The sequence below is a fragment of the Cellulomonas sp. NPDC055163 genome (assembly GCF_053607065.1).
The window spans coordinates 291,408-310,637 of the sequence record NZ_JBSGSU010000005.1; the positions used below are offsets into that span (position 1 = coordinate 291,408).

The 19,230-nt window shown below is 74.6% G+C and carries 17 protein-coding genes; 13 read left to right on the forward strand and 4 right to left on the reverse strand.

The window, feature by feature from the left end; all coding sequences use genetic code 11:
- Nucleotides 1-17 precede the first annotated feature (17 nt).
- From ACWFNE_RS11875 to ACWFNE_RS11885, 3 genes are all read left to right on the forward strand, one after another.
- A complete protein-coding gene (locus tag ACWFNE_RS11875; RefSeq protein WP_452122618.1) occupies nt 18-1,034 on the forward strand; it encodes a magnesium and cobalt transport protein CorA in 1,017 nt (338 codons plus the stop codon).
- Between the two features lie 217 nt (nt 1,035-1,251).
- Nucleotides 1,252-1,422: a hypothetical protein gene (locus tag ACWFNE_RS11880; RefSeq protein WP_452122619.1), complete on the forward strand. Its 171-nt coding sequence runs from the start codon at nt 1,252-1,254 to the stop codon at nt 1,420-1,422.
- Nucleotides 1,419-2,165 carry an MBL fold metallo-hydrolase gene (locus ACWFNE_RS11885; protein WP_452122620.1) on the forward strand — a complete coding sequence of 249 codons (747 nt, stop codon included), beginning with the start codon at nt 1,419-1,421 and terminating at the stop codon, nt 2,163-2,165. The genes ACWFNE_RS11880 and ACWFNE_RS11885 overlap by 4 nt, the downstream gene beginning before the upstream one ends.
- 27 nt (nt 2,166-2,192) lie before the next feature.
- Here ACWFNE_RS11885 and ACWFNE_RS11890 read toward each other — a convergent pair whose 3' ends face one another.
- Nucleotides 2,193-2,651, reverse strand: coding sequence for an NUDIX domain-containing protein (locus tag ACWFNE_RS11890; protein WP_452122621.1), 459 nt, complete (start codon nt 2,649-2,651; stop codon nt 2,193-2,195).
- Nucleotides 2,652-3,276: 625 nt separating this feature from the next.
- Between ACWFNE_RS11890 and ACWFNE_RS11895 the strand changes: the two genes are divergently transcribed.
- The gene (locus ACWFNE_RS11895; RefSeq protein WP_452122753.1) at nt 3,277-3,939 is read left to right on the forward strand and encodes a DUF1684 domain-containing protein; all 663 of its coding nucleotides are present in this window, start codon (nt 3,277-3,279) and stop codon (nt 3,937-3,939) included.
- Between the two features lie 160 nt (nt 3,940-4,099).
- On the opposite strand, the gene ACWFNE_RS11900 is transcribed toward ACWFNE_RS11895, so the two are convergent.
- Together ACWFNE_RS11900 and ACWFNE_RS11905 are read right to left on the reverse strand one after the other, a co-directional pair.
- Nucleotides 4,100-5,404 (reverse strand): cation:proton antiporter, encoded by a 1,305-nt coding sequence (locus tag ACWFNE_RS11900; protein WP_452122622.1) that lies wholly within the window; start codon nt 5,402-5,404, stop codon nt 4,100-4,102.
- Nucleotides 5,405-5,425: 21 nt separating this feature from the next.
- Nucleotides 5,426-6,313 (reverse strand): pentapeptide repeat-containing protein, encoded by an 888-nt coding sequence (locus ACWFNE_RS11905; RefSeq protein WP_452122623.1) that lies wholly within the window; start codon nt 6,311-6,313, stop codon nt 5,426-5,428.
- 69 nt (nt 6,314-6,382) lie between these two features.
- Here ACWFNE_RS11905 and ACWFNE_RS11910 point away from each other — a divergent pair, with 69 nt between their 5' ends.
- Both ACWFNE_RS11910 and ACWFNE_RS11915 read left to right on the forward strand, forming a co-directional pair.
- Nucleotides 6,383-7,060, forward strand: a complete 678-nt coding sequence (locus ACWFNE_RS11910) for an SDR family oxidoreductase (protein WP_452122624.1) — start codon at nt 6,383-6,385, stop codon at nt 7,058-7,060.
- A gap of 338 nt (nt 7,061-7,398) precedes the next feature.
- Complete coding sequence (locus ACWFNE_RS11915) at nt 7,399-8,808, forward strand: endo-1,4-beta-xylanase (protein WP_452122625.1); 1,410 nt, start codon at nt 7,399-7,401, stop codon at nt 8,806-8,808.
- 222 nt (nt 8,809-9,030) lie between these two features.
- Here the strand turns inward: ACWFNE_RS11915 and ACWFNE_RS11920 are convergent, their stop codons facing one another.
- On the reverse strand, nt 9,031-10,566 hold the full coding sequence (locus ACWFNE_RS11920; protein ID WP_452122626.1) for a sodium:solute symporter family protein: 1,536 nt from the start codon (nt 10,564-10,566) through the stop codon (nt 9,031-9,033).
- 189 nt (nt 10,567-10,755) lie between these two features.
- Between ACWFNE_RS11920 and ACWFNE_RS11925 the strand changes: the two genes are divergently transcribed.
- The 7 genes from ACWFNE_RS11925 (at nt 10,756) to ACWFNE_RS11955 (ending at nt 19,230) form a co-directional block, all read left to right on the forward strand.
- Nucleotides 10,756-11,520 (forward strand): TetR/AcrR family transcriptional regulator, encoded by a 765-nt coding sequence (locus tag ACWFNE_RS11925; protein WP_452122627.1) that lies wholly within the window; start codon nt 10,756-10,758, stop codon nt 11,518-11,520.
- Nucleotides 11,521-11,659: 139 nt separating this feature from the next.
- The gene (locus ACWFNE_RS11930; protein WP_452122628.1) at nt 11,660-12,529 is read left to right on the forward strand and encodes an urea amidolyase associated protein UAAP1; all 870 of its coding nucleotides are present in this window, start codon (nt 11,660-11,662) and stop codon (nt 12,527-12,529) included.
- Nucleotides 12,526-13,239 carry an urea amidolyase associated protein UAAP2 gene (locus ACWFNE_RS11935; protein WP_452122629.1) on the forward strand — a complete coding sequence of 238 codons (714 nt, stop codon included), beginning with the start codon at nt 12,526-12,528 and terminating at the stop codon, nt 13,237-13,239. Before ACWFNE_RS11930 ends, ACWFNE_RS11935 begins: the two co-directional genes overlap by 4 nt.
- Before the next feature lie 3 nt (nt 13,240-13,242).
- Nucleotides 13,243-16,821 carry an urea carboxylase gene (uca, locus tag ACWFNE_RS11940; protein ID WP_452122630.1) on the forward strand — a complete coding sequence of 1,193 codons (3,579 nt, stop codon included), beginning with the start codon at nt 13,243-13,245 and terminating at the stop codon, nt 16,819-16,821.
- A gap of 100 nt (nt 16,822-16,921) precedes the next feature.
- On the forward strand, nt 16,922-17,752 hold the full coding sequence (locus ACWFNE_RS11945) for an amino acid ABC transporter substrate-binding protein (protein WP_452122631.1): 831 nt from the start codon (nt 16,922-16,924) through the stop codon (nt 17,750-17,752).
- A 34-nt stretch (nt 17,753-17,786) separates the two neighbouring features.
- Nucleotides 17,787-18,455, forward strand: coding sequence for an amino acid ABC transporter permease (locus tag ACWFNE_RS11950; RefSeq protein ID WP_452122632.1), 669 nt, complete (start codon nt 17,787-17,789; stop codon nt 18,453-18,455).
- Nucleotides 18,442-19,230 (forward strand): amino acid ABC transporter ATP-binding protein, encoded by a 789-nt coding sequence (locus ACWFNE_RS11955; protein ID WP_452122633.1) that lies wholly within the window; start codon nt 18,442-18,444, stop codon nt 19,228-19,230. Before ACWFNE_RS11950 ends, ACWFNE_RS11955 begins: the two co-directional genes overlap by 14 nt.

Genomic DNA, 19,230 nt, shown 5'->3' on the forward strand with positions numbered 1-19,230 from the left:
GCGAGGGAGGCAGCACCATGACCGTCGTCGACAACGCCGTCTACGTGGCCGGGCGCCGGCACAGCGAGCCGCGCTCCCTGACCCAGACGTACGAGACGCTGCGCGAGGCGAAGGGCATGGCGTGGATCGGCCTGTACCGGCCCGACGCGCTCGAGATCACGTCCGTCGCGCACGAGTTCGACATCCACCCGCTCGCGGTCGAGGACACCGTCAAGGCCCACCAGCGCCCCAAGCTCGAGCGCTACGGCGACGTGCTGTTCACGGTGCTGCGGCCCGCGCGGTACCTCGACTCGGAGGAGCGCGTCGAGTTCGGCGAGCTGCACGTGTTCACCGGGCGCGACTTCGTGCTGACCGTCCGGCACGCCGAGTCGCCCGACCTGGCGCGCGTGCGCCGCCGCATGGAGGCGACACCCGGGCTGCTGCGGCTCGGCTCGGAGGCCGTCCTCTACGCGATCCTCGACGAGGTCGTCGACGAGTACGCGCCCGTCGTGGCGGGCCTGCAGAACGACATCGACGAGATCGAGGACGAGCTGTTCGCGGGCGACCCGAACGTCTCGCGACGCATCTACGAGCTCTTCCGGGAGGTCATGGCGTTCCAGCGCGCGACGCACCCGCTGCTCGACATGCTCGAGGGGCTCGCCGCCGGCGCGTCGAAGTACGACGTCGACGAGGAGCTGCGCCGGAACCTGCGCGACGTCCAGGACCACGTGGTGCGCGTCGTGGAGCGGGTCGACGCGTTCCGGGCGCTGCTGCAGAACGCCCTCACGGTCAACGCGACGGTCGTCGCGGAGCGGCAGAACGAGGAGATGCGCGCGATGACGCAGGCGAGCCTCGACCAGAACGAGGAGGTCAAGAAGATCTCCTCGTGGGCGGCGATCCTGTTCGCGCCCGCGCTCGTCGGGACCGTGTACGGGATGAACTTCGAGCACATGCCCGAGCTCGGGTGGGCCTACGGCTACCCGCTCGCGCTCGCGCTCATGGTCGCGGGGTCGCTCGCGCTGTTCGCGGTCTTCCGCGCGCGCCGCTGGCTCTGACGGGCGTCCGCCGAGCAGAACGCAGCCCGTGCGCGAGTGGGCGGGCACGAGCCGGTCACCCGCGGGGACGTCGGGGTGCCACGGTGCCTCCGGCTCAGGAGCGGCCCGCCGGCAGCGCACCCGCGCCTCGGTTGCAGCACGGGACGCCCGGTGGCAGCGTGAGGAGTCCTTCCTGCAGCGCGGAGGCCCACGTCCGGCCCACGCTCGGAGGAGCTCCATGACCCGCAGGACCACCCTGGGCGCCGTCGCCGGCGTCCTCGCGACCGCCGCCCTCGCCGCCGCGCGGAACCGCAGCGGCACCGTCCCCGACCGCCGGCACGTCGCCACGATCGGCCGGCCGTTCGCGCCGGAGCAGGGCGGGTGCGTGCGGTCGGTGCTCGCACCATGACGTTCCACCGCGACGTGGCCGACGGCGTCCACCGGCTCGACGTCGGCCACGTGAGCTGCTACCTGCTCGAGGGCGCGGGCGGCGGCCTGACGCTCGTCGACGCCGGGCTCCCCGCCGTCTGGCCGGAGCTCGGCAGGGCGCTGCGCGAGCTGCGACGCCGGCCCGAGGACCTGCACGCCGTCGTGCTGACGCACGCGCACTTCGACCACCTCGGGGTCGCCGAGCGCCTGCGCCGGCGCGGCGTCACCGTGTGGGGGCACCTGCACGAGCACGAGCTCGCGCGGCACCCGTACCGCTACAGCCACGAGCGGACCCGAGCGTCCTACCCGTTGCGCTACCCGCGGGCGGTGCCGATCCTCGGTGGCATGGTCCGCGCGGGTGCGCTCCAGGTCCGGGCGGTGCGCGAGGTGCGCCCGATGCCGACGGGCACCCGGCTGCCGGTGCCCGGCGAGCCCGAGGTCGTGTTCAGCCCGGGGCACACGTGGGGCCACTGCGCGCTGCACGTGCACGACCGCGACGTGCTGTTCACCGGCGACGCGCTCGTGACGCTCGACCCCTACACCGCGCACACCGGCCCGCGGATCATCGCGGGCGCGGCGACCGCCGACAGCGGGCTCGCGCTGCGGTCGCTCGACGCGCTCGCCCACACCCGGGCGGGACTCGTGCTGCCGGGGCACGGCGAGCCGTGGACCGGCGGGATCCGGGGGGCTGCGGCGGAGGCGAGGTCCGCCGGGCCGTCGTGACGGCGGCGAGCCCCGCGGGCCGGGCCGTCAGCCCTGGAGGTGCGCGGCCAGCCGGTCGAGCAGCTCCTCGTGCGCGGCCACGACCCGCGGCCGCGCCTCGTCGAGCGGCCACCAGCGCACCACGTCGAGCTCCGGGAACGTCGCCTGCCGGCCCGAGCGCGGCGGCCACTCCATCGTGAACGTCCCCGGCGTGCCCGCACCGGGGTCGAGGTCGCCCTCCCGCGCCCACACCGCGACGACCTTGCCGCCGCGCTGGCGCACCTCGCCGAGCGGCACGTCCGGACCGGGCGGCGGCGGCTGGCCCACCTCCTCGGTGAACTCCCGGACCGCGGCGTCGAGCGGGTCCTCCGGCGGCACGTACTCGCCCTTGGGGATCGTCCACGCGCGCGCGTCCTTGCGCGCCCAGAACGGCCCGCCCATGTGCCCGAGGAGCACCTCGACCCGGCCGTCGACGCGGCGGTGCAGCAGCAGTCCCGCGCTCGTCACCACGTCCCGCCCCGTCCAGTCAATGCCGTCGTCCAGCGTGCCGCTACGCCGTCGGCGCCCACGGTAGCCGCGACGACCCGGCTCCGCGGCGGCGGACAGCACCCGCGCGACGAGCGCTCAGCCCGGACCCGCTGCACAGTGGACGGGTCGCTCGGGCAGACGTGGCGTCGTCCCCGGCTCGTCGGCGACCGCGGGCGCTCCCCAGGCCGCCGGGACGCCAGGCATGCCGGGTGCGGTGCCGACGGCGGGCCGGTCCGAGGGCGCCGGTCCCGGTGCGCCCGCGCGCGACGGCCCGGCGACCCCGGTGACGACCACCGAGCCGGTCGGGGTCGGGCCGACGGGCGCGCTCGTCGTGCCGGACGACCCGGACGTGCTCGGCTGGTGGCGGTCGGGGCCGGGAACAGGGGCACCGGCGGGCAGCACCGTGCTCGTCGGGCACCTCGACGTCCCGGTCGACCTGGGCGTCATGCGTGCTCTCGCGTTGCTGCCGGTCGACACGGCGGTGACGCTGGTCGACGTGCAGGGCGCCGCGGCGACCTACCGCGCCGTCGCTGCCCGCCGTCCCGCGGTCGGCCGACGCGTGCGGCGCAGCGCGGGGCGGCAGGAGCCGTGGCACCGTGGGCCGATGACCTCCTCCCCCGCACGTGACGTGCTGCACGTCGTCGACTGGCGCCGGCGCGTGGCCCGGCTCTACGCCGAGGTGCGGCACGCTGCGGTCGACGACCCGCTCGTCGCGCACGCGCTCTGGGTCACGGGGCGCGACGAGCTGTTCGCCGAGCACCCCGCGTCGCCGCTCGACCCGGATGCGCGCGCCGCGTTCACCGGCCTGGACGTCGCGCCGTACGACCCGGCGTTCCGCTTCGAGGCCGAGGTCCTCCCGGCGCAGGGCCGCCGGCTCGACGTGCCGACGGGGACGGACGGCGTCGTCCCGTTCGAGGAGGTCGGCCGGGTGGGTCTCGGCGACCTCGGGACGGTCTCGCTCTGGGCCCTGCGCAGCTACGGCGGCGGGCTGTTCGTGCCGGTCAAGGACGCCACCGCGGGGCGGCCGGGCGGGACGTACGGCGGCGGGCGGTACGTCCTCGACACGATCAAGGGCGCCGACCTCGGGAGCACCGGCGACGACCCGGCCCGTGTGGTCGTCGACCTCAACTTCGCCTACAACCCCTCGTGCGCCTACGACCCGGCGTGGGCGTGCCCGCTCGCGCCGCCCGAGAACACGCTCGCGGCGCCGGTGCCGGCCGGCGAGCTCGTCCCGCACCCGACGCTCGTCGCGTCGTCGTCCCCTTGAGTCCCGGGGCGTCGCGGCCGCTCGGCGCGCACCATGCGCCCCGGCGCCGGCGCGACCGTCCGCGTCGGTGCGTCCGGCTAGCGGCACGAGCGGGCCGTCGCGGCGTGAGCCGCCCGGAGCGCCCACCTCCCGTGCCCGAGTCGGACTGGCGAGCCCCGCGTCAGACCGGCGTGCCCGCGATCGTGACCTGGTCCTTCGCGTCCGCGGCGCGCGCCCGGCGGCGGTCGAGCGCCGCCATGACCGGGGTCGCCCCGATGCCGTGCAGCACGATCGACCCCACCACGACGAGGCCCGCGATCCCCCACAGCTCGGCCTCGCGCGGGAACGTCGCGTGCTCGAGCGCGTAGGCGACGTAGTACAGCGTCCCCACGCCCCGCACCCCGAAGAACGCGATGACGGCCCGCTCCCCCGGCCCCGTCTTGCCGGGCGTCAGCGCGATCCACCCGGCGAGCGGCCGGACGACGAGCAGGAACGCCGCCGCGACCCCGACCTCCGCCCACCCGAGCTCGTCGAGCAGCCCGCGCGCGACGGCACCGCCCAGCAGCACGACGACCGCGACGGTCAGCAGCCGCTCGATCTGCTCGACGAACTTGTGCAGCACGGCGTGGTACCCGTGCTGGCGCTCGGCGGTCCGCACGGTGCAGGCGCACACGAACACCGCCACGAACCCGTAGCCCTCCACGAGCTCGGCGGCGCCGTACGCGAGGAACGTCGCGGCCAGCGCCACGAACCCCTCGGCCTTCTCCGTCAGCCCGAGCCTGTCCGCGACGGTCGAGAAGAACACCCGCCCGAGCACCCACCCGACGCCGATCCCCACGAGGACCCCGAGACCGAGCCGCCAGACGACGTCGACGAGCAGCCACTCCGGGACCCACGCACCCGGACCCTCGCGCGTCGCGGCGGCCGCGCTCAGCGCGATCGCGACGTACGTGAACGGGAACGCGAGGCCGTCGTTGAGGCCCGCCTCGGACGTGAGGGCGAAGCGGGCCTCGTCGTCCGCTGCCTCGCCGTCGGTGACCGGCTCGCTGACCTGCACCTCGGTCGCGAGGACCGGGTCGGTCGGGGCCAGCGCCGCGGCGAGCAGCACGGCGCTCGCCGCCCCGAGCCCGAGGACCGCCCAGCCGAGGACCCCCACCGCGAGCATCGACAGCGGCATCGCGATCGCGAGTAGGCGCCACGTCGTCGACCAGCTGCGCCAGCCGAGGGGCCGGTTGAGCGCGAGGCCCGCCCCCATGAGCGAGACGATCACGCACACCTCGGTGAGGTGCTCGGTGATGCTGCCGTGCACGAGCGGGTCGGGGTCGGGCAGCCCGGGCAGGACCCCGAAGCCGACGAAGCCCGCGGCGAGGAAGACCATGGGCATCGACACGGGTGCCCGGCCCAGGATCCGGGGCAGGAGGGCCGCCGCCAGGGTCGCGAGGCCGATGGCTGCGAAGAGGCCGCCCGGGCCCTCGAACTCGATCACCGCGCGAGCGTAGGCGCGGGTTCAGCGCGGCGCGCGCCGGGAGCGGCGTGCCTGCGCGCGCGGCGGGACCGGCAGACGCTCCGCCGACCAGTGCGCCGGCCGCTCGAGCCCGGCCGGGAGCCGGGTGGCGGCGTCCCCGCGCGCGGCGTTCACCTGGGACTGGGTCAGGAACAGGGTCTCGGTGAGGTCGGCCCCGGCGAGGTCGGCCCCGCGCAGGTCCGCACCCACGAGGTCCGCGAGCCGCAGGTCCGCGCCGCGCAGGTCGGCGCCGACGAGCAGCGCGCCGGCGAACGTCGCGCCGCGCAGGTCGGCCCGGCGCAGGTCGGCGCCGAGCAGCTGCGCGCCGCGGTGGTCGGCGGTCCGGGTGCCCGCGGCGGAGCGCACGAGCGCGCTCGCCCGGCGCAGCGTCGCGGCGACGGCGTCACGATGGGGGCCGACGTCGAGGGCGCGCAGCGCCGGCGCCGCGGACCGCACGAGCCGCTCGGTCTCGGCGAGGCGGTGGGTGAGCTCGGCGTGCACGGGGGCGGCGCCGGGCAGGGCGAGCGCCGCCGTGAGGTAGAAGAGCAGCTCGTGGAGCTGCCGCGCGACCGGGAACACCGCGAACATCTCCTCGGCGACCGCGGGGTCGGCCCGCCAGTCCCGGCCGCCGTAGGTCAGCTGGACGAGGTCCTGGCCGGCGCCGAAGCAGTCGTACACGGTGCACCCCGGGAAGCCGCTCTCGCGCAGCCGGGCGTGGATGCCGCAGCGCGCGTCCGGCTGCAGGTGCAGGCAGGGGGTCGCCGCAGGCTTGGTGAACGCGAAGTCGGACGACGCGACGAACGCCGGGACGACGCAGCACAGGCCCGCGCACCGGGCGCAGTCGGCCCGCAGCGAGAGCGGCGGGGCGGCTGCGGCGGGGTCGGCGTCCATCCGCACCATCGTGCCGTACCCGCGGACCACCACCGAGCACGGCCGCCCGGTGCGGCATAGCGTGGCCGGATGCGCATCGTCCTCGCCGGTGGTCACGGCCAGATCGCCCGCCGCCTGTCCCGTCTCCTGTCCGCCCGCGGCGACGAGCCCGTCGCGCTCGTCCGCAACCCCGACCACACCGCGGACGTGAGCGCCGACGGCGCCGTCCCCGTGGTGCTCGACCTCGAGCGCGCGAGCGTCGAGGAGCTCGCGGCGCACGTCGCGGGGGCCGACGCGGTGGTCTTCGCGGCGGGCGCCGGTCCGGGCAGCGGGGCGGCGCGGAAGGACTCGATGGACCGCGGCGGCGCGGTGCTGCTCGCGGACGCCGCGGTGCTCGCGGGCGTGCGCCGGTACGTGCTCGTCTCGTCGATGGGCGTCGACGCGGTGGACGCCGTGCAGGACGAGGGCTTTGCCGCCTACCTGCGTGCGAAGGCCGCGGCCGAGGACGAGGTGCGTCGCCGTCCGCTGGACTGGACCGTGCTGCGTCCCGGCGGGCTGACCGACGACCCCGGGACGGGACGGGTTCGGCTCGAGCCGACGGTCGACCGCGGCTCGGTCCCCCGCGACGACGTCGCCGCGGTGCTGCTGTCCCTGCTCGACGAGGCGTCGACGATCGGGCTCGTCCTCGAGCTCGTGAGCGGCGACGACGTGGTCGACGCCGCCGTCCAGGCGGCCGGCCGGTCGGAGCCCGGCGACGGGTCGCTCTGACACCCCCGCCGCGCGCCCGGCCCGCGCACGTCCGCGCAACGGCGCGCGCTCCTCGTGTGCGGCGTGGCCGGCGTGCCGTCGGCGAACGCGCAGGCCAGGCAGCGCATCGATAGTTTCGCCGACGACGAGTTCCGGCGCAAAAACGTTTAAGCCACTCTTCGCGCAGGTCAGGTAACCCTGCAGGTCACAGACCCTGGGAAGGTTCCCACCGGCGAACGGGCCACCCCTGACCTCGTTGTCGCAACTTTCGCCGCTATTGACGGGAATTGTGAGCGTGCACAACTCTGTCGTCCCCGCCGGGGTCATCGTCGTCCCCGGCGGTACAGATGGAGGAATCGATGAACCGATCAGGGCTCCGCCCCCCGAGCTCGACCCACCGCCGCCGGACGGGAGCCGTCCTCGTCGCCGCGCTCGCCGTCACCCTCGCCGGCGCCACGCTGCCCGCACAGGGAGCCGGCAGCACCCTGCAGGCCGCCGCCGCCGAGAGCGGCCGCTACTACGGCACCGCGATCGCGGCGAGCCGGCTCAGCGACTCGACGTACTCGACGATCGCGAACCGTGAGTTCAACATGATCACGGCCGAGAACGAGATGAAGATGGACGCGACCGAGCCGTCGCAGAACCAGTTCAGCTACTCCAACGGCGACCGGATCGTCAACTGGGCGCTGCAGAACGGCAAGCGGGTCCGCGGTCACGCGCTGGCCTGGCACTCGCAGCAGCCGGGCTGGATGCAGAACATGTCCGGCACCCAGCTCCGCAACGCGATGCTCAACCACGTCACCCAGGTCGCGACCCACTACAAGGGCAAGATCTACGCCTGGGACGTCGTCAACGAGGCGTACGCGGACGGCAGCAGCGGCGCACGCCGCGACTCCAACCTGCAGCGCACCGGCAACGACTGGATCGAGGCCGCGTTCCGCGCCGCCCGCGCCGCCGACCCGGCCGCCAAGCTCTGCTACAACGACTACAACACCGACAACTGGAGCCATGCCAAGACGCAGGGCGTCTACACCATGGTGCGCGACTTCAAGTCGCGGGGCGTCCCGATCGACTGCGTCGGCTTCCAGGCGCACTTCAACTCGGGCAACCCGGTGCCGTCGAACTACGACGTGACCCTGCGCAACTTCGCGGCGCTCGGCGTCGACGTGCAGATCACCGAGCTCGACATCGAGGGCTCGGGCAGCTCGCAGGCGCAGCAGTACGCCGGCGTGCACCAGGCGTGCCTCTCGGTCGCGCGCTGCACCGGCGTCACCGTCTGGGGCGTCCGGGACACCGACTCGTGGCGCGCGTCGGGCACCCCGCTGCTCTTCGACGGCTCGGGCAACAAGAAGGCCGCCTACACCTCGACGCTCAACGCGCTCAACGCGGGCGGTACCACGACGCCCGAGCCGAACCCCACGACGCCGCAGCCGACGCCCACCACGACCACTCCCCCGGTCACCGGCACGGGCAGCTGCACCGCGACGTACTCGGAGGGCCAGAAGTGGGGCGACCGCTTCAACGGGGTCGTCACGGTCCGGGCCAACAGCGCCATCACGAGCTGGACGTCGACCGTGACGGTCAGCCAGGCGCAGCGGATCACCTCGACCTGGAGCGGCACACCCAGCTGGGACAGCTCGGGCAAGGTCATGACGATGCGTCCGGCCGGCAACGGCACGCTCGCGGCGGGCCAGACCACGAGCTTCGGCTTCACCGTGCTGCACGGCGGTGACTGGACCTGGCCGCGCGTGACCTGCAGCGCCTCCTGAGGCACCCGGGTCACCCCGAACCTCACGGGCCCTCGCGACGGGACAGGTCCCGCGGGCTGACGTGAGCACCTGAAGGACGGGCGGGCCGGCACCGAGAGGTGCCGACCCGCCCGTCGTCCTGTCGGGACCGCACGGAGGTCCGGTGCCGCAGCGGGACGCCGGGTCGGCCCACCGAGCCCGGCGCGGGTCGCACCGGCACCCTCGCCGCCGCGGCCCGCGCGCTCAGGCGGTCGCGGTGGCCGCCGGGCTCGCGGCCGCCGGCACGGCGTCCCGCTCGGCGGTGGCGTCCGCCTCGACGGGCAGCCCGTCCGCGAGCGCCCACGCCTCCTCGGTCACGGTCCGCGGCCACACGAGCGCCGCGACGACGTAGGCGAGGAGCGACGCGAGTGCCCCGTAGAACGTCGGCCACCCGTCGAACGAGGCGTCGACGAGCGAGTTCGGCACGTAGAGCACGTCGTTCGGGACGCCGTACATCGTCGGGGTCAGCACGAAGAGCGAGACCCGCACCGTGAGGCCGGCGGTGAGCGCCGCGACCGCCGCCCGCGTGCCGCCGCGCTTCCAGAACATCCCGAGCAGGAACGGCACGACGAGCCCCGCGAGCATGAGGTCGAACGCGAGGGTGAGCAGGATGCCGGTCTGCGCGACGCGCAGCGCGATCAGCACCCCGGCGACCACGACCGGCACCATCGCCACGCGGGTCCACCGCAGCAGCGGGTCCGGCCCGGCGTCCACGACGCGCCGCACACCGAGGATGTTGCGGACGGCGACGGCCGAGGTCGCGAGGATCGCCCCGGACGCGGTCGAGAACGACGCCGCGACGATCCCGGAGAGCACGAGGATCGTCAGCCCGGTCGGCGCGTAGCCGTCGAGCAGCTGGAACAGCACGGGACCGTCCTGCGTCGAGAGCCCGAGCGCCGACGCGGCGGTGAGCGCGACGAGGGCGTACGCGACTCCGACGAGCGCCGTGCCCGCGGCTCCGGTCAGGCACGAGCGGCGCGCGACGTCGGGGTTCTTCGCGGCGAAGATGCGCTGCATGAAGTCGATGGCCACGATGTCGCCGATGCCGAGCGAGACCAGCGTCGCCCAGTTGATCGGGGCGCCCTGGTCGGTCGACGTGAGCTGACCCAGGTCGAGCGGCCCCATGCCCTCGGCGATCTCGAACCCGATCGTCGCCCCGACCCACCAGAGCAGCGCGACGGTGGCGACGGCGGTGATGGCGATCTGGATCGCGGCGGTGTACGCGTCGGAGAACATGCCGCCACCGACCGTGTACACGAGCACGAGCGCGACGGCGAGGAGGACCCCGACGGTGTAGTCGAGGCCGAGGAAGCGCTCGAGCAGGTACCCGCACGCGACGAGGTTGCCGGCCATGAGGATCGCGAACGCGAAGATCATCAGCACCGACGAGGCGACCTCGACGCCACGCCCGTACCGCAGCCGGTAGAAGTCGGCGAGCGTGAACAGGCCCATGCGGTTCATCGGCCGGGCGAGGAACAGCCCGGTCAGCAGCAGGCAGAGCGCGAGGCCGAGCGCGAGCGAGGCGCCGGACCAGAACCCGAACGAGGCGGTGAGGTCGGTGTTGCCGACCGTCGCGTTGGAGTCGACGGCGGCGGCCATGAGCGACGCCGCGACGAGCGGGGTGCCGAGGCGGCGGCCGGCGACGAGGTAGTTGGCGCTGTCGCCGTCGACCTTGCGGGCGACGACGATCCCGACGAGGACGACTGCGAGGACGCTGAGGCCGACACCGGCGATGATCATGGGTCCTCCGAGGGGACGTGTGCCTGTCAAGTGACAGGAACATTGACCACCCGGACCGTGTCGACGGTGCTGCCGCCACGAAACAAGCGTGTTAACGCCCCCGACGCCCGCGCCGCCGACCGCTCTGCCACCCGCCGGCCGTCCCCGCAGCCCGCGGGAGGCCCCTCCGCTGCACCTAGCATGGCGACCGTGGCACCCGCACCGGCCAAGGGCCGTCCCCGCGTCGGCGTCTCGGCCCACCCCGACCTCCCCGCACCCGAGCAGATCCTCCGCGCGGCCGCCCAGCTGTTCGTCGACTGCGGCTACGACGCCACGTCGACCCGCGCGATCGCCGCGGCCGTCGGGATCCGGCAGGCGTCGCTCTACTACCACTTCGCGAGCAAGGCGGACATCCTCGCGGAGCTCCTGAGCCGGACGGTCGCACCCTCGCTCGACGCCGCGGAGCGCCTGCTCGCGGACGACGGCGACGCGGCTGTCCGGCTGCACGGGCTCGTCACCGTCGACTGCCGGCTGCTGCTCGACGCACCGGCCAACGTCGGCGCGCTCTACCTGCTGCCGGAGGTGCGGGCGGAGCGCTTCGCCGACTTCCGGGCGCAGCGGACCCGGCTGCACGACGCGTACGGGACGCTCGTCGAGCAGGCCGCGGCACCGGGCGCGGCGCTGGGACCGCTCGACGTGCTCACCGACGTCGTCTTCGGGCTGGTGGAGAGCGTGATCGGCGTGCGCGGGCGCGAGCCGGGCGGCGGCGAGGAGGCCGCAGACGTCGGCGGTGGCGGCGCCGCGGCCGGCGGTGGCGGTGCCGACGTTGGCGGCGGCCACGAACGCACCCGCGCCCTCCCCGACAGCGAGGCGCTCGTGACGACGGTCGCGCGCTCGGTGCTCCGCGTGCTCGGCTGGGACGAGGACGGGCTCGCCCGGGTCGAGCGCGCGTCGGCGGAGCGCCTGCCCGCCTGACAGCCGCCGCCCGACTGCTGCCGGCTCACGGCTGCCGGCTGCGAGGGTTTACGCCGCGGACACATGCCGGTGACCACGGGGGAACGCGGGCCTCGCAGTGTGTTCCTGTCAGACGACAGGAACCATCGGGAGGGCCGCCATGACGGCATCCAGCACGTCCACGACCGCGGGAGCACGGGAGCACGCCCGCGCGCAGGAGGCAGCGGCCGCCGGTGCGGTCGGCGCCCGCCCCGTCCTGCCGGCGAGCGCCTGGCCCACGCCACCGGCTGGCGTCGCACGGGACGACCTGGTGTGGGCGGAGACGGTCGCGGGCGGCGGGTACACGCACCTGTCGGTCGCCCGCGGGACGCACGTGCGGCTCACCGACGTCGACGGGGACGCGTGCGCGCACCTGCTCGCGTACGACGCCGCACAGCCGTGGGAGCGCCTCAACGTCGCGGACACCGTCAAGGTCCAGTGGCAGGTCTACCTGACCGCCGGGCACCTGCTGCTCTCGGACCAGGGCCGGGCGCTCGCGAGCGTCGTCGAGGACACCTCGGGGCACCACGACGCGCTGTTCGGGACCAGCACCCGGGCGCGCAACGAGGCCCGGTACGGCGACGGAGCGGCGCACGGGCCCTCGCCCGCCGGGCGTGAGCTCTTCGCGCTCGCCGCCGCCAAGCACGGGCTCACGCGACGCGACCTGCCGCCGAGCCTCTCGTTCTTCCAGGGCGTGCGGGTCGACGAGCACGGCGCACCGCACCACCGCGGCTCGGCCGGCGCCGGTGCGCAGGTGACGCTCGTGGCCGAGACCGCGCTGGTCCTCCTGGTCGCGAACACCGCGCACCCGCTCGACCCGCGTGAGCGCTTCACCTGCACGCCGCTCGAGGTCGTGGCGTGGCGAGGCGAGGCGACCGCGCCCACCGACCCGCTATGGGACACGACGCCCGAGGGCCGGCGTGCGCTGACCAACACCGCGGCGCACCTCGCAACCCGCACCGCCCGCCCGACGGCAGGAGCAGCCCGATGACCACGACCGAGACCCGCACCGAGCCGTCGGGCGCACCCGGTGACGTCGCGCCGCGCGCCACGGCGGACCTCCCGCCCGCCGCGGTCGGCGCCGTCGTGCTCGACGCGGTCGTCCCGGCGCGCGCCCCGTGGTCCGCGGTGGTGCGGCGCGGCCAGCTGCTCACCGTCGTCGACCTGGGCGGCAACCAGGCCGTCGACTTCCTCGCGTTCGACGCCCACGACACGTCGCTGCGGTACAGCGCGCCGGACACGATCCAGGCGCAGGACTCGGTGTTCCTCACGACGGGCAGCGTCCTGCGCGACTGCGAGCACGCGCCGATGATGACGCTCGTCGCGGACGACTGCGGGCGCCACGACACGCTCGGCGGCGCGTGCTCGAAGGAGTCGAACACGCTGCGCTACGGCCACCACACGGCGAGCCAGCACGCGTGCGTCGAGAACTTCCTCGCCGAGGGAGGCCGCCACGGGCTGGGCAAGCGCGACCTCGTCTCGAACATCAACTGGTACATGAACGTGCCGGTCGACCCCGACGGCGCGCTCGGCATCGTCGACGGCATCTCGGCACCGGGCGTCAGCCTCACGCTCCGCGCCGAGAAGGACGTGCTCGTCGTGGTCTCCAACTGCCCGCAGGTCAACAACCCGTGCAACGGCTTCGACCCGACGCCCGTCCGCATGGTCGTGACGGACCCCACCGACCCGAGCGAGGGCTGAGCCATGACGTTCGACACGCTGCTCGTCGCGAACCGCGGTGAGATCGCCGTCCGGATCCTGCGGACCGCGCGCGAGCTCGGCCTGCGCACGGTCGCGGTGTACTCCGAGGCGGACGCCGGCGCGGCGCACACGCACCTCGCGGACGAGGCGGTCCTGCTCGGGCCGGCGCCGGCCGCGCAGAGCTACCTGCGCGGCGACCGGATCGTCGAGGCGGCCCTCGCGACCGGCGCGGGCGCGATCCACCCCGGGTACGGGTTCCTCTCGGAGAACGCGGGCTTCGCGCGCGCCGCCGAGGCCGCCGGGATCGCGTTCGTCGGCCCCCGCCCCGAGCACCTGGAGCTCTTCGGGTCCAAGCACACCGCCCGCGACGCGGCCGGCGCCGTCGGCGTCCCGATGCTCGCCGGGACGGGCCTGCTGGGCACGCTCGACGAGGCGCTCGCCGCCGCGGAGACGATCGGGTGGCCGGTCATGCTCAAGGCGACGGCCGGCGGCGGCGGGATCGGCATGCGCGCGTGCCACGGGCCCGACGAGCTCGTGAGCGCCTGGGAGGCGGTGCGCCGCGTCGCGGGCGCGAGCTTCGGGACCGCCGGGGTCTTCCTCGAGCGGCTCATCACCGCGGCCCGGCACGTCGAGGTCCAGGCGTTCGGTGACGGGCTCGGCACGGTCGTGACGCTGGGCGACCGGGACTGCTCCCTGCAGCGCCGCAACCAGAAGGTGTGCGAGGAGGCCCCGGCGCCGGCGCTCCCGGACCACGTCCGCAGCACGATCGCGACGGCGGCGCGCGACCTGTGCGCGTCGGTCGCGTACCGCTCGGCCGGGACCGTCGAGTACGTGTACGACGCCGAGCGTGAGGAGGTCGCGTTCCTCGAGGTCAACACCCGCCTGCAGGTCGAGCACCCGGTCACCGAGGCGGTCTACGGGGTCGACCTCGTCGCGTGGATGCTGCGGCTCGCGCAGGGCGAAACGACAGTGGTCGAGACCCCGCTCGTCGCGCGCGGCCACGCCGTCGAGGCCCGGGTCTACGCCGAGAACCCCGACCACGACCACGTGCCGAGCGCCGGGACGGTCACGTGCGTGCGGACGCCCCAGGGCGTGCGCGTCGACACGTGGGTCGAGGCGGGCAGCGAGGTCAGCACGCACTACGACCCCCTGCTCGCGAAGGTCGTGGTCGCGGGTGACGACCGCTCCGCCGCGTGGGCCGCGCTCGGCGACGCGCTCGCCGGGACCCGCGTCGACGGGGTCGCCACCAACGTCGGGCTGCTGCGCTCGATCGCGCGCGACGGCGACGTGCTCGCCGCGACACACACCACGGCGACGCTCGCGCACGTGCGCGACGCCTCGCCGCGCGTCGAGGTGCTGCGCGCCGGGATGCTCACGACCGTGCAGGACTGGCCCGGGCGCACCGGGTACTGGCACGTCGGCATCCCGCCGTCGGGTCCCATGGACGACCTGTCGTTCCGGCTCGGCAACCGCGCGCTCGGCAACCCCGAGGGCGCACCGGGGCTCGAGTGCACGATGACGGGACCGTCGCTGCGCTTCGCGACGCCGGCGACGGTGCTCGTGACCGGGGCCCCGACGCCCGTGACGCTCGACGGTGAGCCCGTGCCGCAGTGGGAGCCCGTCGAGGTGCCCGCGGGCGGCGTGCTCGACGTCGGGACGGCGAGCGCCGGGATGCGGGCGTACGTGCTCGTCCGCGGCGGGCTCGACGTCCCGCACGTGCTCGGCTCGGCGGCGACGTTCGACCTCGGGGAGATCGGCGGCGCGACGGGACGTCCGCTGCGGCCCGGCGACCTCCTGGCCCTCGGGACCCCCGACGCGGCGGCGCCCGCACCCGCCGGCGTCCCTGCGGACGGGCGCCCGGCGTTCACGGACTCGTGGCGGGTCGGGGCGCTCGAGGGCCCGCACGCGGCACCGGAGTTCTTCACCCCCGAGGACGTGACCGAGTTCTACGCCGCGCGCTGGTCCGTGCACTTCAACTCGGCCCGCACCGGCATCCGGCTCGTGGGTCCCAAGCCGACGTGGGCGCGACCCGACGGCGGCGAGGCGGGCCTGCACCCGTCGAACATCCACGACACCCCGTACGCGGTCGGCGCGGTCGACTACACGGGCGACGTGCCGATCCTGCTCGGTCCGGACGGCCCGAGCCTCGGCGGGTTCACGTGCCCCGCGACCGTCGCCGTCGGTCAGCTCTGGAAGCTCGGGCAGCTGCGGCCGGGCGACACCGTGGAGTTCGTCCCCGTCGACGAGCCGCAGGCCGAGTCCCTGCGCCGGGCGCCGTTGACCGTGCCGGTGTCCACGCGTCCCGCGCACCACGACGGTGGCGTGCTCGGCCGGCTCGACGCGTCGGCGGACCGGCCGGCGGTGACCTACCGGCGCTCGGGCGACGACAACCTGCTCGTCGAGTACGGCCCGATGCAGCTCGACCTCGCGACGCGCCTGCGGGTGCACGCGCTCGCCGAGCGCATCTCCGCCGACGGCCGCGCGGGCGTCGTCGACCTCACGCCCGGGATCCGCTCGCTCCAGGTGCACCTCGACCCCGACGTGCTCCCGCTGCGCACGATGCTCGACCTCGTGCAGGAGGCCGAGGACGGGCTGCCCCCGACGAGCGACCTCGTCGTCCCGTCGCGGACCGTCCACCTCCCGCTCAGCTGGGACGACCCGGCGACACGCGAGGCGACCGAGCGGTACATGGCGGGCGTGCGCGACGACGCCCCGTGGTGCCCGTGGAACATCGAGTTCATCCGGCGCGTCAACGGCCTGGACTCGGTCGACGACGTGCACCGCACCGTCTTCGACGCGGAGTACCTCGTGCTCGGGCTGGGCGACGTCTACCTCGGAGCCCCCGTCGCGACGCCGCTCGACCCGCGGCACCGGCTCGTCACCACGAAGTACAACCCGGCGCGGACCTGGACCCCGCAGAACGCCGTCGGCATCGGCGGCGCCTACCTGTGCATCTACGGCATGGAGGGCCCGGGTGGCTACCAGTTCGTCGGGCGCACCGTGCAGGTCTGGGACACGCACCGCCAGCGCGGGCCGTTCGAGCCCGGCACCCCGTGGCTGCTGCGGTTCTTCGACCGGATCCGGTGGTTCCCGGTCGAGGCCGACGAGCTCCTCGACATGCGCGCGGACATGGCCGCCGGGCGGCTCGACGTGCAGATCGACGAGGGCGAGTTCGTGCTCGCGGAGCACGAGCGCTTCCTGCGCGACGAGGCCCGCTCGATCGCGGAGTTCGGGGCGCGGCAGTCGGCGGCGTTCGCGGACGAGCGAGCCGCGTGGGAGGCCGCCGGCGAGTTCGACCCCCGCCCCGAGCCGGCGCTCGCCGTCGCCCCGCCCGCGGCCGCGCTCCCCGCCGGGTGCGCGAGCGTCGACGCGCCGTTCGTCGGCACGGTGTTCCGGGTCGACGTGGCGCCGGGCGACCGCGTCGAGGCCGGGCAGGTCCTGCTCGCGCTCGAGGCCATGAAGATGGAGGCTCCCGTCACGGCGCTCACCGCCGGGGTCGTCGTCGACGTCGCCGTGACCCCCGGCGACCAGGTCGGTCCGGGCCAGGCGCTCGTCGTCGTCCGTGCGGAGGTGGCCGCCTGACGACCGCGCCGGTATTCCCCGGGAGCGACGTGAGGATCCGCACGCGACCGGCAGTCGAGCATCCCCGGCGGCACCCCCGCGGGTGTGGTCGAATCGGACCATGCGCATGAACGCCCTGATCCGGACCGCCGCAGTCGCCACCGCCGTCACGCTGTCCCTCGCGGCGTGCTCGTCCGCCGAGCCCGAGGCCGGCTCCGGGACGAGCCCCGCGACGGGTGGCGCCGACGACTCGCTCCAGCGGGTCCTCGACTCCGGCACGCTCACGGTCGGCACCGAGGGCACGTACCGGCCCTTCTCGTTCCACGAGGGCGGCTCGGGCGAGCTCACGGGGTTCGACGTCGAGGTCGCCCGAGCGGTCGGCGAGGAGATGGGCGTCGAGGTCGAGTTCGAGGAGACGCAGTGGGACGCGATCTTCGCGGGCCTCGAGGCCGGGCGGTTCGACGTCATCGCCAACCAGGTCTCGATCACCCCGGAGCGCGAGGAGACGTACACGTTCTCCACGCCCTACACGGTCTCGACGGGCGTCGTCGTCGTCCCCGAGGACAACACCGACATCACCTCCTTCGAGGACCTCGCGGGCAAGCGGACCGCGCAGTCGCTCACGAGCAACTGGTACACGCTCGCGCAGGAGTCGGGCGCGACGATCGAGGCCGTCGAGGGCTGGGCCCAGGCTGCGGCGCTCGTCCAGCAGGGCCGGGTGGACGCCACGATCAACGACACGCTCACGTTCCTCGACGCCCAGCAGGAGGGCGGCGCCGACGGCCTGAAGATCGCCGCGGAGACCGAGGAGTCCTCCCAGAGCGCCTTCGCGCTGCCGAAGGGCGCGGACGCGCTCACGGAGCGCATCGACGAGGCGCTCGCGGCCCTCGCGGAGGACGGGACGCTCGCCGAGATCTCCTCGACGTACTTCGGCGAGGACGTGACGCGCTGACGACGCCCCCCAGGACCAGCGGGAGCAGCGCCCGATGAGCGAGTCGTCGTGGGAGCTGTTCTGGTCCTCGCTGTGGCCGATCGTCTCGGGCGCGATCACCGGGACGATCCCGCTCACGATCGTCTCGTTCGTGCTCGGGCTCGCGCTCGCGCTCGTGCTCGCGCTCATGCGGCTGTCACGCCGCGCCGTGCTCTCGGGCATCGCGCGCGCGTACATCTCCGTCGTGCGTGGGACGCCGCTGCTCGTGCAGCTGTTCGTGATCTTCTACGGCCTGCCCTCGATCGGGATCGTCCTCGACCCGTGGCCCAGCGCCGTCATCGCCTTCACGATCAACGTCGCCGGCTACGCCGCGGAGGTGATCCGGGCCGCGATCCTCTCGGTGCCCAAGGGGCAGTGGGAGGCGGCCTACATGATCGGGATGTCACGCCGGCTCGCGCTGCGCCGCATCGTCCTGCCGCAGGCCGCGCGCGTGTCCGTGCCGCCGCTGTCGAACTCGTTCATCAGCCTCGTCAAGGACACGTCGCTCGCGTCGCTCATCCTCGTGACGGAGCTGTTCCGCAAGGCGCAGGAGGTCGCCGCCTTCAGCCAGGAGTTCATGCTGCTCTACCTGGAGGCGGCGCTCGTGTACTGGGTCATCTGCCTCGCGCTGTCCGCCGCGCAGACCCGGATCGAGACGAGGTTGGACCGTTATGTCGCCCACTGAGCGCCCGCAGGCCCGCGCCGGCGAGCCGCTGCTGACCGTGCGCGGCCTGCGCAAGAGCTTCGGGGACAACCCCGTCCTCCGGTCGGTCGACCTCACCGTCGAGCGCGGACGCGTGCTCGCGCTCATCGGCCCGTCGGGCTCGGGCAAGACCACCGCGCTGCGCTGCCTCAACGGCCTCGAGACCGCCGACGGCGGCACGATCACCGTGGGCGACGACGTCCGGCTCGACTTCGCCAGCGCGCCGTCGCCGCGTGCGCTCGCGACGCTGCGCGACTGCTCGGCGATGGTCTTCCAGCACTACAACCTCTTCCCCCACAAGACGGTCCTCGAGAACGTGCTCGAGGGGCCCGTCGTCGTGCAGCGGCGCCCGATCGCGGACGTGACCCGCGAGGCGCTCGCGCTGCTCGAGCGCGTCGGGCTCTCCGAGAAGCGCGACGCCTACCCGTTCGAGCTCTCGGGCGGGCAGCAGCAGCGCGTCGGCATCGTCCGCGCGCTGGCCCTGCGCCCGCGACTCCTGCTGTTCGACGAGCCGACCTCGGCGCTCGACCCCGAGCTCGTCGGTGACGTGCTCGGGCTCATCAAGGAGCTCGCGCTCGAGGGCTGGACGATGGTCATCGTCACGCACGAGCTCCAGTTCGCCCGCGAGGTCGCGCACGAGGTCGCGTTCGTCGACGGCGGCACGATCGTCGAGCACGGCGACCCGGCGCAGGTGCTGCGGGCGCCGCAGCACGAGCGCACGCAGCAGTTCCTGCGCCGGCTGCTGCACCCCTTCTGA

Coding starts and splice junctions, on each gene's coding strand:
- ACWFNE_RS11930 (WP_452122628.1), top strand. CDS start 11,660: ATGACGGCATCCAGCACGTCCACGACCGCGGGAGCACGGGAGCACGCC.
- ACWFNE_RS11915 (WP_452122625.1), top strand. CDS start 7,399: ATGAACCGATCAGGGCTCCGCCCCCCGAGCTCGACCCACCGCCGCCGG.
- ACWFNE_RS11945 (WP_452122631.1), top strand. CDS start 16,922: ATGCGCATGAACGCCCTGATCCGGACCGCCGCAGTCGCCACCGCCGTC.
- ACWFNE_RS11905 (WP_452122623.1), bottom strand. CDS start 6,313: ATGGACGCCGACCCCGCCGCAGCCGCCCCGCCGCTCTCGCTGCGGGCC.
- ACWFNE_RS11910 (WP_452122624.1), top strand. CDS start 6,383: ATGCGCATCGTCCTCGCCGGTGGTCACGGCCAGATCGCCCGCCGCCTG.
- ACWFNE_RS11955 (WP_452122633.1), top strand. CDS start 18,442: ATGTCGCCCACTGAGCGCCCGCAGGCCCGCGCCGGCGAGCCGCTGCTG.
- ACWFNE_RS11920 (WP_452122626.1), bottom strand. CDS start 10,566: ATGATCATCGCCGGTGTCGGCCTCAGCGTCCTCGCAGTCGTCCTCGTC.
- uca (WP_452122630.1), top strand. CDS start 13,243: ATGACGTTCGACACGCTGCTCGTCGCGAACCGCGGTGAGATCGCCGTC.
- ACWFNE_RS11875 (WP_452122618.1), top strand. CDS start 18: ATGACCGTCGTCGACAACGCCGTCTACGTGGCCGGGCGCCGGCACAGC.
- ACWFNE_RS11885 (WP_452122620.1), top strand. CDS start 1,419: ATGACGTTCCACCGCGACGTGGCCGACGGCGTCCACCGGCTCGACGTC.
- ACWFNE_RS11895 (WP_452122753.1), top strand. CDS start 3,277: ATGACCTCCTCCCCCGCACGTGACGTGCTGCACGTCGTCGACTGGCGC.
- ACWFNE_RS11880 (WP_452122619.1), top strand. CDS start 1,252: ATGACCCGCAGGACCACCCTGGGCGCCGTCGCCGGCGTCCTCGCGACC.
- ACWFNE_RS11950 (WP_452122632.1), top strand. CDS start 17,787: ATGAGCGAGTCGTCGTGGGAGCTGTTCTGGTCCTCGCTGTGGCCGATC.
- ACWFNE_RS11935 (WP_452122629.1), top strand. CDS start 12,526: ATGACCACGACCGAGACCCGCACCGAGCCGTCGGGCGCACCCGGTGAC.